We start from the raw sequence: 14,714 nt of genomic DNA, 5'->3' as shown, positions 1-14,714 counted from the left end.
GCGGCAAGTTGAGGCGTCGGCCTACAATTTGGACCGACGCCCCGCTTGGTTCTGCTCATCTGCGGGAAAGCCAGTGGCGGACCGCGCCTTTGCAATACCGCAAAGCTGCACGCCACAGAACTTCCGGCGCTTAGCCGAGTTTCTGCCGGACAATCTCGCGCAATTTGACCAGATCTTTGGCAAAGCCCCGGATGCCGCTGGCAAGCATTTCAGTGGCCATAGCATCCTCGTTCAGCGCCCAACGGAAGGCGCGCTCGTCCATGTTGATCTTTTCAACGGCTGCGAAATTGTCTGGCGACAGTTTGCGCGCGACTGCCCCGTCGCTTTCTCCAAGCTGTTGCAGCAGGGCCGGGCTGATGGTCAAACGGTCGCAGCCCGCAAGTGCCTCGATCTGGCCGGTAGAGCGGAACGAGGCCCCCATCACGACGGTTTTGATGCCATGCGCTTTGTAGTAGTTGTAGATATCGCGCACCGATTGCACGCCGGGGTCTTCCTCGGGGGTGAAGGTGCGGGCCATTGATTTTGAATACCAATCCGTGATCCGCCCCACGAAAGGCGAAATCAGGAACACGCCCGCATCGGCGCAAGCAATCGCCTGAGCCCGGCTGAACACCAGCGTCAGATTGCAGTCAATGCCCGCCTTTTGCAGCACCTCTGCGGCACGGATGCCTTCCCAAGTTGCGGCCAGTTTCACCAAAATCCGTTCGCGTCCGATGCCGCGCTCGGCGTATTGCGCGATCATCGCCGTCGCGCGCGCGATAGAGGCTTTGGTGTCAAACGACAGATCGGCATCAACCTCGGTCGAAACACGTCCGGGCACCAAACCCACCAGCGTCGCCCCAACAGATACCGCCAAACGGTCGGCAATCTGCGCCTCACGGTCGCCCGACTGCTTGGCCCCCCAAGACACGGCCTCGGTCATCGCCTCGGCAAAATCGGGAGATTCAAGCGCTTTCAACACAATGGATGGATTGGTGGTGCAATCGACCGGCTTCAGCCGCCGCACGGCTTCGATATCGCCGGTGTCGGCAACCACGGTTGTCATACTGCGCAGTTGGTCTAGTTTTGATGGCATTTGTTATATCTCCCGTATCTCTGTTTACTCGGTCAGCGTGAAATCGGCAACCACGCTCGGGCTCTTAACCAGCTTGGCATTCCCAAGATCATTATCAAGCGCGTGTTTTCGGGCGGCGACCGGCCAAGCCCGTAGACCATCCACCGCTGCACCAGCCGCTTTTCAAGACCTGCCAGCAGAACATGCAGAAACACGGTCAGGTCATAGATCGGCCGCAGCGCCGCCCAAGGCTGCTGATCCAGCGGCAAGTCGTTTCCCTCGACCAAAAGCAGGGCCGTATCTTTTGAAATCAGCCGCCCCCCGGCCCGAGAGGTTACAAGCTTGTGGTCTAACTCCGTCACGGCAATTTCGGCTTCGGTATTCTGTTTCAGCCGCCCCAACACCGCCGCCATCCCACCCACATCAAAGGTGAACGGGGCACCTTTGCGGGCACGCGTGCCCCGGGCGCACAAAACAGCATCGTCAAAATGAAAGCCGTCCATCGGGACAACCGCGCAGAACTCTGGTCGGTGCAAGTTCAGGGCGGTCGCCTGATAGTCGCTCAGCGCTGATTTGCCAGCGCCCGGCGCACCGGGGGTGGCAATGATGCGGCGATCCTTCAAAGCAAACAGATGTTCGATCAGCTTTTGCGCCATCGGGTTGCTGGACCACGGGTTTGGGAATCTCTGCTTTGCTTCCGTCATCGCCCCCCCCCAGTTGTTGCGGTATGCTTAACCGATACGATCCCCTCGGCAAACCAACGACACAATGTTCGCCTTCACCCTGCCATAAAACTGGCAGTCCAGAAAATCGAGCGCCACCCAATGCGCACTGATATCTGTCGACCAGATCACTTCGCTGCGCCGGGCCAAACGCGCGCGCCAGTTTTGCAATCACTGCCGGCAAACGCCCAACAAAAAAGGATTAGGTGAGAGGCTGACAACGACCCAAGCGGGGCTCGTTACGGCTGCTTCCTTCCGGACCTGACCGGGTTGGCGAGGCGCTTACCCGCGCCAACCTCTCAAAAGTGGATATAGGGCCGCGCAATCGGATTCGCAAGGCTTCGCGAAGCGCTTGTGATTTCGGGCCGCAGAGAGGCGCGCAGGCAGTTAAGCCTTAGCGCCCGCAAGCCCTTTCAGAAAGCCGATGGCGGATTTCAGCATCCCATCCAGCCACAGCCGCCCGGCATCCACTGCCACGACATAGGCCTGCAATGCCCCCGCCGCCGCCGGGAATTGGAGTGCCAGTTTCGGTGCCATCACATAGGCGGTCAGCAGCACCATGCCCAGAACCAGCATCAGCACAAAGCCCGAGCGGAAGCTGGATTTCTGCGCATCCTCCTCGCCCAAAGTCTCGGCAATCGCCGACTGGCCCGAACGCTTTTCACTGCTGGCACGCAGGGTAGAGTTAATTTCTTCGATTTCTGGCAGCATTTCGCGCCGGGTTTGCGGTTTGATGACGGCCTCACGCTCGCCCTTCATCCGCGCCAAACGCCGCGCCACTGCCCCCATCCCCGCCGCCGGAGCCTCCAGCCCCAGTTCGGTCTGGGTCTCCACCACCGGAGTTTCCACCTTGCGGGCTTCGACCTCACGCTCGGCTTCCTCGCGCAACACCGCCAGTACGCTTTCATCAATGCTGCGCATGGCGGGTTCGAGCACGGGCGGCGCAGGCCCGGTGAGCAGCGTGGCTTCGCTCAACGGCGCATCAAGCTCTGAATCATCCCCATCTGTCCGGTTCTGCGCGGCCATATCGGCTGCAGCCGAACGCGCAGAACTTGCCAGCGGCGCCACAATCGGGGGGGGCGCATCAAACAGCGCCTCCTCTGCCGCCAATTCAGCCTCCACCTCGGGGGACAGCTGAAACCAAGCATGGCCACAGTTGGAACATTGCACATCGCGGCCCCCATCGGGGATCGCGGCCGCATCAACCTCATATTCCGCATCGCAATTCGGGCAAACTAGACGCATTGTTAGGGTCCGGGGTCATTTCTGAGAGGCAGGCAGTTAACGTGTAGCAATGTAGAAAACATTCTGGAAGCCTTTGTGGCGAAACTTGGGCCGAAGCGATTGAATCCGTTGCCACCTTGGGCAATGGTGCAACGCAATGCGGCCCAAACAGGATGAAACCCAGTGATTGCCTTCGACAATGTGGCCTATAGCTACGGCGGGGGCGAATTGCTGTCCGAAATTTCGCTGCGGCTTGCCCCCGGTTCGTTCCATTTTCTGACCGGGCCGTCGGGGGCGGGCAAATCGACCTTCCTGAAGCTGTGCTATGGTGAGCTGTTGCCCAGCGCCGGGCGGATCACTCTGTTTGACCGCGAAGTGCGCAGCTTAAGCCGTGACGACATCGCGCTGACCCGCCGCCGCATTGGCATGGTGCAACAGGATTGCCAGTTTCTTGACCATTTGCCGCTTGCCGCCAATGTGGCCTTGCCACTGACGGTGGCTGGCAAAGTTTCTGTGCCGCAGGATCTCAGCGATCTGCTCGGCTGGGTCGGGCTTGGCCAGTTGGCCGATGCACTTCCGCCGTCCTTGTCCGGGGGGGAACGCCAACGTGCAGCCCTCGCCCGCGCCATCATCATCGGCCCCGATGTGGTGCTGGCAGATGAACCAACCGGAAACCTTGATTGGGAGATGTCGCTGCGGCTGCTGACCCTACTGGTGGAGTTGAACCGCATGGGCAAAACCGTGCTGATCGCCACCCACGATCTGAACCTGATCCGGCAGGCAAAGGCCCAAGTCGCCGCCCGCGTGCTGCGGATATCCAAGCGCCGGGTGCAGCTGGCCGGGGCCGATCTATGACCCTGTTGTCGCTGCTCACCCCGGATCGTAAGGCCGACAGACAGGCTGACCGCGTGGTGCCGCCCTCGGGCCATACCGCATGGCTGACCTCGTTCACCGCGGGGGCTATGGCGTTTCTGGCAGTGTTCGCGCTGGCTTTGTCGCTGGCAGCCGGGCGGCTGGCGGATCGCTGGTCAGATGCACTGGAGCGTACCGCCACCGTGCGGCTGTCTGCGCCCGAAGACCAAATGGATCTGCAAACCAAAGCCGTGCTGGCGGTGCTTTCGACCACCCCCGGCATCGCCTCGTCTCGTGCGATGACCGACGCTGAACAGCGCGACCTGCTAAAGCCTTGGTTTGGTCCCGACCTGCCCGTCGATGCGCTGCCGCTGCCCCGGCTGATCGAAGTGACCGAAAGTGGCGCGGGGTATGACGGCGAAGGTCTGCGGCAACGCCTCGCCGCCGAAGCCCCCGGTGCGGTGCTGGATGATCACACCCGCTGGCGCAGACCGCTGGCGGTGGCGGCAGGCCGTCTGCGTCTGCTCGGCCTGCTGTCAATCGCCCTGATCGGCACCGCGACCGCCGCCATGATCACCCTCGCCGCCAGCGCAGCCCTCGCCGCCAACACCCAAGTTGTCCGTGTGCTGCGGCAAGTCGGCGCGCGCGATGCCTACATCGCCCGCGCCTTCGTGCGCCGCTTCACTCTGCGTGCGATTTCCGGTGCGGCTGTCGGCACCGTGCTTGGGATGATCGGCGTGGCCCTGCTGCCCTCCACCGACACCGCTGGCAGCTTTCTGACCGGCCTCGGATTTCAGGGCCTGGGCTGGCTCTACCCGCTCACCCTGCCCCCCCTCGTCGCCGTGGTCGCCTTCGCAGCCACCCGTGCCGCCGCGTTCCGCAAATTACGGGAGCTGACCTGATGCCCAACTCACCTCTATGGCGTCCAATTCAATGGCTGCTGTCGCTGGTTTTCATCCTGCAAATGTATCTGGCGATGCTGGTGCTGGGCATCGTCTACCTGCCCTATGCGCTGATCAATCGTGACGGAGCCGTCGCCGCCTGCCACGCCTTTTGCGCATGGGTCCGCTTTTCGCTCCGCCTGATCTGCGGGTTGCGCACCGAAGTCCGCGGTGATGTGCCGCAAGGCGAAGTGCTGATCGCCCCGAAACACCAAAGCTTCCTCGACATCATTCTGATCTACGGCGCCCTGCCCCGTGCCAAATTCATCATGAAAGCCGAACTACGCTTCGCCCCGATCCTTGGCTGGTACGCCCTGCGCATTGGCTGCGTCCCTGTCAATCGCGGCAAAAGGGGGGCTGCGATCACCCAGATGATGGCGGATGTGAAATCCGGCCTCGCCCGCCCCGGCCAGCTGATCATCTACCCGCAAGGCACCCGCGTCGCCCCCGGCGAGACCTTGCCCTACAAGATCGGCACCGCAGCACTTTACAGCCAGCTCGGCCAGCCTTGCGTGCCCGTTGGCACCAATGTCGGGCTGTTCTGGCCAAAACGCGGTATCCTGCGCCATCGTGGGACGGGCGTGGTCGATTTCCTGCCCGCCATCCCGCCTGGCCTGAGCAATGCCGAATTCATGACCCAGCTTGAGGCGCAGGTTGAAGCATGCTCCAACGCCCTGATGCACGAGGCAGGCAGCAAATGAGCACGTCATCCGCCACCATCGAACATATGCTCGACACCATCCCTCTGACACTGACGGTGAAGAAAATGTTCGGCGAATATGCCCTCTATCTCGACGGCATCGTCGTTGCCTTCATCTGCGATGACACCTTATTCATCAAACCAACCCCCGGTGCCAATGCGGTGTTGCCCGACGCCGAGCGCGGCCCCGCCTATCCCGGCAGCAAAGACTATATCGTAGGCTCTGAAGCCCTGGACGACCCCGAGATCTGCGCCCGCGCGCTGCGTGCCGTGGCAGCCGACGCCCCGCCATCCAAGCCGAAGAAACCGAAGGCCGCGCAGAAACCCAAATCTGCTTAGGTCATCCTCTCTGCTCAAATATCCCCGCCGGAGGCTTCCGCACTCGGTCCCATAACCTAAGGTCCACCCATGACTCTCCCCATTTGGATCACCACCCTAGACGACCTGCACGCCCATTATGGCACCCCCGGCAAACCGGCGATTGCCAAGGTCACATCACACCTAACCCCCGCCTATGCCGACTTCATTGCCGCCTCGCGGTTCTGCATCCTGTCCACTGTCGGCCCTGAAGGCACGGACGGCAGCCCACGCGGCGATGAGAGCCCGGTGGTGATGCCGCTCGATGCAGAAACCCTGCTGATGCCCGACTGGAAGGGCAATGAACGGATCGACAGCTTGCGCAACATCATCCGTGATGGCCGTGTCTCGCTGATTTTCCTCGTCCCCGGCTCGACCACCGCTGTCCGCGTCAACGGCATCGCCAAGATAACCGCCGACGCCGATTTGCGCGCCCGGTTTGACCGGGGCGGCACGCAACCGCGCAGCGTGATCGTGATCCGCATCGCCGAGGTTTATTCGCAATGCGCCCGCGCGCTGCAACGCTCGGCGCTGTGGACAGCCCCACATGTCGCAAACCTGCCCACCCCCGGCCAGATGCTGCAAGACGCGACCGCAGGCGCGATCAACGGCGCTGATTATGATACCGAGCGTGCCACCCGCGCGCACCTCGGCAGGTGGTAGCTACCGCCGCGCCAAAGTGCCAAATACCCAATCCCACAAAGGCGAGGTGACACCAAAATTATGCGCAACATCATGGTGATGCACGGCATGCAGCCGGATCAACCGCCGCAGCCATGCCCGCCCGCCACTGCCCAAGTGATGTACCACATAATGCACCCCGACATAGGCCAGATAGCCCAGCAAGAGCCCAGCCGTCAGCGCCGCCGCCCATTCCGCGCGCAACATCCAAGTCAGCGGCCAATAGACCAGCCCGTAAAACACCGCCACCGTTACCAGCGTCGGCGTGCCGTTCAACTCTCGTGGGGCGTCGTGATGCGTCAGATGGATCTGCTGCAACAAGGGCGCATGGTGAAAGGCAAAGCGGTGGATCAGATATTCCGCCAAACTCCAGCCCAACAGCCCCAACGTGATCATCGCAACCGACGCCCACCCGCCGTCCGGCCCAAACGCCAGCACAAGGCACAGCAGGATCAATGGCGGATACACGACAAAATCAAGGAAAAATGCCCAAGCCGGCATTTCCGCGCTGAATATCTGCAAAAACCAAGCTTTGGTTTTGCGCGCGCTTTGCCAGAACCGATGCGTCTGCGTCGCGTGAGGGTCCATATCTGCCGCCTGCCTTTATGCCGATGGCTCTGCGGGACGCATCGGCTGTCATGACTCTGTTACTTTCACAGAGATTGTGTGAAAAATCCAGCCCGACGCGGAGGGCGGATGCAGAGATGCGAGTTGCCCAAAAGCCTGCGTTAAGAAAGGCCGCTGTCTTCATCCGCAATGGCGTCGTGAATAAAGCCGCCCGGATCAGCCGTGAATGCTTGATACAACTTGAAATGCCGCGCCTGCCGATAGTCGGCCCCTGTGCCTCGGGCAGCGCCATCAGCAGCGGCGAAACGGTTGCCATGATCACCTGCGCGCGACCCTGCGTCTGAATTCGGCTGAGTAGCCGCAAAAGCTGCAACTGGCGCTTGGGCGACAGCGCAGATTCCGGTTCGTTGAGAAAATAGATACCCTGCCGCGACAGCCGTTCCTCAAAAAAGCGCAGGAACCCCTCACATGGATATTTCTTGCGCCCAGTGATCTGCTCCGGCAGCAGGCTGATCCGTTTCGGGAACGGACGGCGGCGGCAGACTGGTTCCGGTGCGTTTGCGGCTCATCGTGATAACTTCGAGGCTACATCACAACTTCGTGCCGCAAAAGTTAAGGCCGCATAAACATGCGGCCTTAACCCATTGATTCTTTATAAAGATGACGCGTGTCCACGCGTGGACGACCCCAATCTTAGGCCGCCAATCCCTTGCTGCCCATATCCAGGAATTTCTGCCGGCGATCCCTGATCAAAGCCTCGGGTTTCTTGCCCGACAGCTCTTTCAACATGGTCTCAATCGCGCGGCCGACCGCTTCAATCGTCTCTTTCCGCCCCCGCTGCGCCCCGCCCATTGGTTCCTTCACGATCCGATCAATCACGCCCAATTTTTGCAAATCCTGCGCCGTCAGCCGCAAAGCCTCGGCTGCCTCGCGCATCTTCTCGGCATCTTTCCACAAGATCGAAGCACAACCCTCGGGTGAGATCACCGAATAAACCGAATGTTCCAACATCGCGATCCGGTTCGCCGTTGCAAACGCCACCGCCCCGCCAGAGCCACCTTCCCCGATGATCACCGAGATCAACGGCACGCCAATTTCCAGACATTTCGCGGTCGAGCGTGCAATAGCCTCGGCCTGCCCGCGTTCCTCGGCACCCTTGCCCGGATAAGCGCCGGGGGTGTCGATCAGGGTGATCACCGGCAGATGAAAGCGGTGCGCCATATCCATCAGCCGCACGGCTTTGCGGTAGCCCTCAGGCCGCGCCATGCCGAAATTGCGCTCAATCCGCGATTTGGTGTCGTTGCCCTTCTCATGCCCGATCACCATCACCGGGGTGTCGTTGAAACGCGCGAGGCCCCCCATCACCGCATGATCGTCCGAGAACCCCCTGTCGCCCGCCAGAGGGGTGTATTCCTGAAACAAGGCCTCGATGTAATCTTTGGAATGGGGCCGTTCCGGGTGGCGGGCCACCTGACATTTTCGCCACGGCGTCAGATCCTTATACAGATCCTTCAACAACTGATCCGCTTTGCGGTCCAACTGCTCTGCCTCTTTGGTGACATCCATCCCGGTATTGCTGCGCGCCATCGCCCGCAGTTCCTCGGCTTTGCCTTCAATTTCGGCCAAAGGTTTCTCGAATTCGAGGTAGTTCATCGAGCACTCCATCGCAGGCTAAATCATCGGCCCAAATCATCGGCAAGGCCCCCTATATCGCCGCGTGGCGCGGAAAATGCAACCGACCACAACTATCGCCGGACAGAGTGCCCTTTCGCGTTGTCGAGAGCACAGCACGACGCTACCACTTACGCTCAAGGCTGGTTTGGCAGGTATGTGAGGAATTGTGCAGGTATTTCTGGCAAACGACACCTCGCGCAGCGCACATGCGGGCTGCAAAGCGGTCATGCGATCACTGCACGCCGCGATCGCCGCCGTGCCGGGGTTAAAGATTTGCGGCACCCACAGCGTCGGCACCCGCGAGATCGACGAGAGCGCCTTCTATGCCGCAGATGCCGTGCTGATCAACGGCGAAGGCACCATCCATCATTCCGGCCAACATGCGACCTATCTGCTGGCGCTGATTGCCGAGGCGAAGGACGCGGGCAAGAAAGTGCTGCTCGTCAACGCGCTGTTCCAGCAATACGAATGCCAATCCGATGATATTCTGGCCGATCTGGCCTTGCTCACAGTGCGCGAGCCGCGCAGCGCTGGCTTTGCCCGCCGCTATGGTGGCACGCCGCGCGTATTGCTCGATAGCGCCGCCGATCCGGCCTTTACCGAAGGCGGCACGGCCACGCCGCTGACGCATGGTTGGGTGATCGGTGGCTACATCGACAGCGGGTTGCTGAAAGACCCGTTCAAGCGCATCGAAGGCCACCGTTTGAATATCCACAAAAGCCCGTTTGAGGATATCATTGCCACGCTGCGGGCTGCCGAGTTGTATCTCACCGGGCAACATCACGGAGTTTACGCAGCAGCGATTGCGGGGTGCCCGTTTATCGTCACGCCCTCGAACAGCCACAAGATCGAGTCGTTTGTGGAATGGACCGGCCTGCCAATTCCGATCTGCATGCAGCAAAAAGAAATCCTGCCCGCCGCCGCCTTCGCTCTGCGCAATCCCTCGATCTATGCCGAGTTGCAGGATTTCATGAAAAGTCAGTCGGTTCTGACCAGCGCGATGCTGGCCGAGGCTTTGGGCTGACTGCCGCGGCGACCGCAGTTCGGCAAGATTTGTGATATTGCGCCAGACTAGCCCCCTTTTAGAATTTGCCGAATTGTACGGTGTGCCCCCGGCCACCTTCTGCGCCAAGGGCGAGTTGCCCCCCTGCCCCCCTTGTTCAGAACCGGAAAACCGCTGATGTAGGCCGTCGAAATCCGACAATATCCCGCCCGCAGGCTGGCTGCGATGCCGCACAAGGGCACCTATACCGAGATTGGTCGCACCTTTAAGAAGGGCGCTGCGCCGCGCGCAAGCTGATGGGTGCTTGTGGCGGCATGGTCTGCGTCTATCATGACGCCCCCTCGGCGGTGGCCGCGCCCGATTTGCGCAGCCATGCCGGGTTTGAGATTGGCTCTGGCCCGATTGATCCACCGCTGAAACAGGTGAACTTGCCCGCCGGACGCCGTGCCGTGCTGCGCTTTAAAGGCCTCTATTCCGGCCTGTCCGCCGCCGATGAACGGCTCGACCGCAACTGGTTGCCGGGACCGGGCGAAACCCCTGCCGATAGCCCGGTGTTCGAGGTCTATCTGAACACGCCGATGAATACGCCACCCGAGGCATTGCTGACCGAGATTTGCCTACCGCTGGCTTACCACCAAGGCCCAAAAACAGCACAGCCCCGTGGGTTACCACGGGGCGTGCATCCTCCCAAGGATGCGGCATAGGGCCTCCTCTCCCTTTGCCGCGCGGGTATTTCTGGGGCATACTGTCGCATGCCGCAGCGTCACACTGCCGTCACAAAACGCACGAGTCAACAGGATCTTTTCGACGCCGAAACATTAAGCAGCAGCGATCATTTCCGCCTGTTTCACGATCACTTCCGCCTGTTTGATCGAGGCAATATCAACCAGACGGCCCTTAAACACCGTGGCACCCTCGCCCCGCGCCTTGGCATCGGCCATTGCAGAGAGAATCTCTCGCGCCTCAGCCACAGCCGCCTCAGACGGCGTGAAGACCTCGTTCGACAAAGCGATCTGTTTGGGGTGAATCGCCCATTTGCCAACCATGCCCAAAGTGGCCGAGCGGCGGGCTTGGGCGCGAAAACCCTCATCATCGCTGAAATCGCCGAACGGCCCATCGACGGGCAAAATGCCATGGGTGCGACAGGCGGCAACGATGGCCACTTGCGCCCAATGCCACGGGTCGGACCAATGCTTCGAACCCTCGCGCAGCATGTAGTAGTTTTCCTGCGTGCCACCGATGCCTGTTGTCTGCATCCCCATCGAGGCCGCGAAATCCGCAGCCCCCAAAGACATCGCCTGCAAGCGCGGGCTTGAGGCCGCGATTTCCTCAACATGCGCGATGCCAGCGGCGGATTCGATGATCACCTCGAAAGAGATCGGCTTGGCCCGGCCCTTGGCGCGTTCAATCGCGGTGACGAGGGCATCGACGGCGTAGACATCCGCCGCACAGCCCACTTTGGGAATCATGATCTGATCCAAGCGCGGGCCGCATTGCTCTAGCAAATCAACCACATCGCGATACCAGAATGGCGTGTCGAGGCCGTTGATCCGCACCGACAGGGTTTTCTTGCCCCAATCGAGCGTATTCACCGCCTCGATAATATTGGCGCGGGCTTGGTCTTTGTCGGAAGGTGCCACCGAATCTTCCAGATCAAGGTTGATCACATCGGCGGCAGAGGCGGCCATCTTGGCGAATAATGCGGGGCGCGAGCCGGGGCCGAACAACTGGCAGCGATTGGGACGTGCCGGAGGGCTGGGTTGCAGACGGAAAGACATTTTTGCCTCGCAAGGATATTTCGCCGGATTTGATACATTTGGTATATTGTTGCGCGCCATACGGCAAGTTGAATTTGCAGTTGCAGCAATTTGGCACAGGAATGCGCGCGATTTTTGAAATTTTCTGCGGAAAATATTGAGCTTTTCGTCATATCTTCAGATATTATTCGATATATGTGGACTTATTATCGGAATAACTCCTTCACGTCAGCTTTTTCCCGCAGTTCCTTGCAAACCCCTGCCGCAGAGCGGCAACATGATGGCGCGACCTTGACGCCCCCTTGCTTCTGTCTCACACCCAAGCGCACAGAATGGGCCGCCGCGCGCGGATGTGGGGATGACTAGGATGACCAGAACCGTATACCTGAACGGCGACTATCTGCCGGAAGCCGAGGCGAAAGTCTCGATCTTTGACCGTGGCTTTCTGATGGCCGATGGCGTCTATGAGGTTACCTCGGTGCTGGACGGCAAGCTGATCGACTTTGGCGGCCATTGTGTGCGGCTGGCGCGCAGCCTGTCGGAACTAGAGATGCAGAACCCACATTCTGACGCCGAATGGCTGGCGATCCACCGCGAATTGGTGGCGGTGAATGGCATTGGCGATGGCATGGTCTATCTGCAAGTCACACGCGGCAATCCCGGTGATCGGGATTTCGCCTATCCGTCGGATGACGTCAAACCGACTGTGGTTTTGTTTACCCAAGCCAAACCAGGGCTGGCGGATAACCCGGCGGCAAAGGTCGGCTATAAGGTGATCTCGATCCCGGATATTCGCTGGGGGCGGCGCGATATCAAGACGGTGCAGCTGTTGTATCCGTCAATGGGGAAGATGGCGGCGAAGAAGGCCGGGGTGGATGACAGCTGGTTTGTTGAGGACGGCAAAGTGACCGAGGGCACTTCGAACAACGCCTATATCGTCAAGGGCAACAAGATCATCACCCGGCATCTTTCCAGCGATATTCTGCACGGAATCACCCGCGCAGCCGTGCTGCGCTTTGCGGTCGAGGCGCAGATGGAGGTTGAGGAACGCGCGTTCTCAATTGATGAAGCACAGCACGCGGATGAGGCATTCATCACCTCGGCCAGCGCCTTTGTTATGCCCGTGGTTGAGATTGACGGCGCAGCAGTGGGCGGTGGTAAACCGGGCCATGTGGTGGCGCGGTTGCGCGAGATTTATCTCGAAGAGATGCGCAAGGCGGCGGTGTGAAACGACAGCCCGGGCTTGCGTAAAGAAAAGCCCGAGGCGTCACTGCTAAAACTGAAACACCGACACCTGCGAGATCGCGAAATTGTTTGCATTCAGCAGATGGGCGAGTTCGATGGTTTGATCTGGATCGGCATTACTTTCCAGTCCGACAGTAACCGTGCCAGTGTCGGCGTCAGTCTGAGAAAACAGCGTCCACTGCGACAGATCGGCGACGCGCTGATCAACATCCAGCTCCAGACGGTCCTCGTTGCCATCATAATCGGTGACGGTGATAGCTTCGGCATCGTCGCGCTCATGCACGGTGACCATCAGATCATTGCCAGAACCGCCCGTTAGCGTGTCGCCATCATCGCCAATCAACAAATCATCCCCTGCCCCGCCTGCGACGTGATCCGAAGCCTGCGCTGCGGTTTCCCAGCCATCCAGCTGATTGTCGGTGGCCGAAACAATATCATTGCCGTCACCGCCATCCAGCGTGTTTTGGCCAGAGTAATCCCAGACTTCATCATTGCCTGCCTCGCCATGCACAACGTCATCGCCAAGCTGGCCGTGTTCAAACGCGTAATTGGAAACTTCGTCATCCACCCAACTGACATCATTGCCCGAGCCAAGCGAAATCTGATCATTGCCTTCCTCGCCCAGCATAACGTCACTGCCGCGACCGCCGAACAGGCTGTCATCACCGCTAAGCCCCAGCACAAGATCATTGCCCGCGCCGCCGTAAAGCTGGTCATCCCCCGCGCTGCCATCGACAAAATCATCGCCGTCGCTGCCGCTTATGGTGTCATCGCCTGCGTTCCCGATCAAAGAATCATCGCCGCCAAGGCCGCTGATCTGATCGTCGCGTGCGGTGCCAAGCAGGGTGTCGCTGCCATCGCCACCCGTCAGCGTTTCGCCAGTATGATCAGGTTCGTCGGGTTTGTCGTCATCGTGACCAGACCCGGAAAAAGCGAAACCAAGTATCGGCAAGGCGAGTAACAGCAAAAATTCCATCTTTGGCACCCGGTAAAATTACTCTGAATTAGATTAAAAGGTCGAAAGCAGCTGCGCGTCAACTTTCGCGACAATTTTGCCTTAAATTTTCCACAATTTTAGAACGATCACGCGATTGTTTCCAAAAGAGCGCTAACCAGCCAGCCCCGCCAGCACTTCGCTTAGAATCGGCGCAAGCCGCAGCGCCCAAGCTTGCTGTTCGGCCTCGGTGGCGATCAGATCATTGCGCAACTCTATCAAGGTGTTATGCCGCCCGGATTGCAGCGCGTGCATGTCAATCGCATCGCCGGGAAGATGGCCTGCGTAGGGCTCGTTGTCACCGATGCAGAGGTCGGCCTCGGCCAGCAAACGGGCAACCAGTGGCTTGGAAAACCGCTCGTCCAGATGGCTATAAAGCACACCCACATGCCAAGGCCGTGGGGGGCGACCTTTCAGGCAAGGCGTGAAGGAATGAATTGCGAGGATAACTGTATCGGGCTGGCGGGCCGCCAAGCGCGCATAGGCTGCGTGGTAGGGACGGTAAAGCGTATTCAGCCGCCACTCGGTTTCCACAGCACCCACATGCCGATTGGCGGGAATGATGGTGCCGTCATAAAGCTTCATCACCAAGGTCGGATCATCTTCACCCCGGTTCGGATCAATCACCAGACGCGAGAAGTCCGAGCAGATCACCGGGCTGTCCAACGCCGCGCCCAAAGCCCGTGCCAAACCAGCCGCCCCGACATCATAAGCAATGTGGCGCGCCATATCGGCAGCGCTGATCCCCAAAGTGCCGCCCAAATCATCAGGCACCCGGTTGGTTGCGTGATCACAGGTCACCAACCAGCGCCCCGGTCTGTTTTCGCCCGAAATCGAAAAAGCCATGCTGTTCCCGTCACAATTCCTCGACTTCTGCTGTTTATGCTACCGCTACCAAAACCGCCAGTTGCTCCGCGCGTCAGTTTGTTCCATAAGACGCGCG

General features: G+C 60.0%; 17 protein-coding genes and 1 other RNA gene. 8 read left to right on the top strand and 10 right to left on the bottom strand.

The window, feature by feature from the left end:
- Positions 1 to 130 precede the first annotated feature (130 nt).
- From tal to Q7V03_RS10885, 4 genes are all read right to left on the bottom strand, one after another.
- On the bottom strand, positions 131 to 1,075 hold the full coding sequence (tal, locus tag Q7V03_RS10900) for a transaldolase (protein ID WP_304925626.1): 945 nt from the start codon (positions 1,073 to 1,075) through the stop codon (positions 131 to 133).
- A 32-nt stretch (positions 1,076 to 1,107) separates the two neighbouring features.
- The gene (locus Q7V03_RS10895) at positions 1,108 to 1,758 is read right to left on the bottom strand and encodes a nucleoside/nucleotide kinase family protein (protein ID WP_304925625.1); all 651 of its coding nucleotides are present in this window, start codon (positions 1,756 to 1,758) and stop codon (positions 1,108 to 1,110) included.
- A 222-nt stretch (positions 1,759 to 1,980) separates the two neighbouring features.
- Positions 1,981 to 2,078: signal recognition particle sRNA small type (gene ffs / locus Q7V03_RS10890), an RNA gene on the bottom strand.
- A gap of 85 nt (positions 2,079 to 2,163) precedes the next feature.
- Positions 2,164 to 3,021 (bottom strand): zinc-ribbon domain-containing protein, encoded by an 858-nt coding sequence (locus Q7V03_RS10885; RefSeq protein ID WP_304925624.1) that lies wholly within the window; start codon positions 3,019 to 3,021, stop codon positions 2,164 to 2,166.
- 162 nt (positions 3,022 to 3,183) lie between these two features.
- Here Q7V03_RS10885 and Q7V03_RS10880 point away from each other — a divergent pair, with 162 nt between their 5' ends.
- The 5 genes from Q7V03_RS10880 to Q7V03_RS10860 all read left to right on the top strand — a co-directional run bounded on the left by Q7V03_RS10880 (position 3,184) and on the right by Q7V03_RS10860 (position 6,513).
- Positions 3,184 to 3,855 carry a cell division ATP-binding protein FtsE gene (locus tag Q7V03_RS10880; RefSeq protein ID WP_304925623.1) on the top strand — a complete coding sequence of 224 codons (672 nt, stop codon included), beginning with the start codon at positions 3,184 to 3,186 and terminating at the stop codon, positions 3,853 to 3,855.
- Entirely contained in the window at positions 3,852 to 4,754 is a 903-nt protein-coding gene (locus Q7V03_RS10875; protein ID WP_304925622.1) for an ABC transporter permease, read from the top strand. Before Q7V03_RS10880 ends, Q7V03_RS10875 begins: the two co-directional genes overlap by 4 nt.
- Complete coding sequence (locus tag Q7V03_RS10870; RefSeq protein WP_304925621.1) at positions 4,754 to 5,494, top strand: 1-acyl-sn-glycerol-3-phosphate acyltransferase; 741 nt, start codon at positions 4,754 to 4,756, stop codon at positions 5,492 to 5,494. Before Q7V03_RS10875 ends, Q7V03_RS10870 begins: the two co-directional genes overlap by 1 nt.
- Positions 5,491 to 5,832, top strand: coding sequence for a TfoX/Sxy family protein (locus Q7V03_RS10865; RefSeq protein WP_304925620.1), 342 nt, complete (start codon positions 5,491 to 5,493; stop codon positions 5,830 to 5,832). Before Q7V03_RS10870 ends, Q7V03_RS10865 begins: the two co-directional genes overlap by 4 nt.
- A 69-nt stretch (positions 5,833 to 5,901) precedes the next feature.
- Complete coding sequence (locus tag Q7V03_RS10860; protein ID WP_304925619.1) at positions 5,902 to 6,513, top strand: MSMEG_1061 family FMN-dependent PPOX-type flavoprotein; 612 nt, start codon at positions 5,902 to 5,904, stop codon at positions 6,511 to 6,513.
- On the opposite strand, the gene Q7V03_RS10855 is transcribed toward Q7V03_RS10860, so the two are convergent.
- From Q7V03_RS10855 to Q7V03_RS10845, 3 genes are all read right to left on the bottom strand, one after another.
- Complete coding sequence (locus tag Q7V03_RS10855; protein ID WP_304925618.1) at positions 6,514 to 6,999, bottom strand: sterol desaturase family protein; 486 nt, start codon at positions 6,997 to 6,999, stop codon at positions 6,514 to 6,516. It lies immediately after the preceding gene.
- Positions 7,000 to 7,006: 7 nt separating this feature from the next.
- Positions 7,007 to 7,414, bottom strand: a complete 408-nt coding sequence (locus Q7V03_RS10850; protein ID WP_304925617.1) for a hypothetical protein — start codon at positions 7,412 to 7,414, stop codon at positions 7,007 to 7,009.
- Positions 7,415 to 7,791: 377 nt separating this feature from the next.
- A complete protein-coding gene (locus Q7V03_RS10845; protein WP_304925616.1) occupies positions 7,792 to 8,751 on the bottom strand; it encodes an acetyl-CoA carboxylase carboxyltransferase subunit alpha in 960 nt (319 codons plus the stop codon).
- A gap of 187 nt (positions 8,752 to 8,938) precedes the next feature.
- Here Q7V03_RS10845 and Q7V03_RS10840 point away from each other — a divergent pair, with 187 nt between their 5' ends.
- Together Q7V03_RS10840 and Q7V03_RS10835 are read left to right on the top strand one after the other, a co-directional pair.
- Complete coding sequence (locus Q7V03_RS10840) at positions 8,939 to 9,796, top strand: polysaccharide pyruvyl transferase family protein (protein ID WP_304925615.1); 858 nt, start codon at positions 8,939 to 8,941, stop codon at positions 9,794 to 9,796.
- Positions 9,797 to 10,089: 293 nt separating this feature from the next.
- Positions 10,090 to 10,479 carry a GyrI-like domain-containing protein gene (locus Q7V03_RS10835; RefSeq protein ID WP_304925614.1) on the top strand — a complete coding sequence of 130 codons (390 nt, stop codon included), beginning with the start codon at positions 10,090 to 10,092 and terminating at the stop codon, positions 10,477 to 10,479.
- 114 nt (positions 10,480 to 10,593) lie between these two features.
- Here the strand turns inward: Q7V03_RS10835 and Q7V03_RS10830 are convergent, their stop codons facing one another.
- Positions 10,594 to 11,553 (bottom strand): L-malyl-CoA/beta-methylmalyl-CoA lyase, encoded by a 960-nt coding sequence (locus Q7V03_RS10830; protein WP_304925613.1) that lies wholly within the window; start codon positions 11,551 to 11,553, stop codon positions 10,594 to 10,596.
- A 346-nt stretch (positions 11,554 to 11,899) separates the two neighbouring features.
- On the opposite strand from Q7V03_RS10830, the gene Q7V03_RS10825 reads away from it, so the two are divergent.
- Positions 11,900 to 12,760, top strand: a complete 861-nt coding sequence (locus tag Q7V03_RS10825; RefSeq protein WP_304925612.1) for a D-amino-acid transaminase — start codon at positions 11,900 to 11,902, stop codon at positions 12,758 to 12,760.
- Between the two features lie 45 nt (positions 12,761 to 12,805).
- Here the strand turns inward: Q7V03_RS10825 and Q7V03_RS10820 are convergent, their stop codons facing one another.
- Positions 12,806 to 13,753: a calcium-binding protein gene (locus Q7V03_RS10820; RefSeq protein WP_304925611.1), complete on the bottom strand. Its 948-nt coding sequence runs from the start codon at positions 13,751 to 13,753 to the stop codon at positions 12,806 to 12,808.
- Positions 13,754 to 13,885: 132 nt separating this feature from the next.
- A complete protein-coding gene (locus tag Q7V03_RS10815; protein WP_304925610.1) occupies positions 13,886 to 14,617 on the bottom strand; it encodes an N-formylglutamate amidohydrolase in 732 nt (243 codons plus the stop codon).
- Positions 14,618 to 14,714 lie beyond the last annotated feature (97 nt).

The organism is Cypionkella sp., from assembly GCF_030652235.1.
Taxonomy (GTDB): Bacteria; Pseudomonadota; Alphaproteobacteria; order Rhodobacterales; family Rhodobacteraceae; genus Cypionkella.
This window is presented reverse-complemented; position numbering and strand designations above follow the sequence as displayed.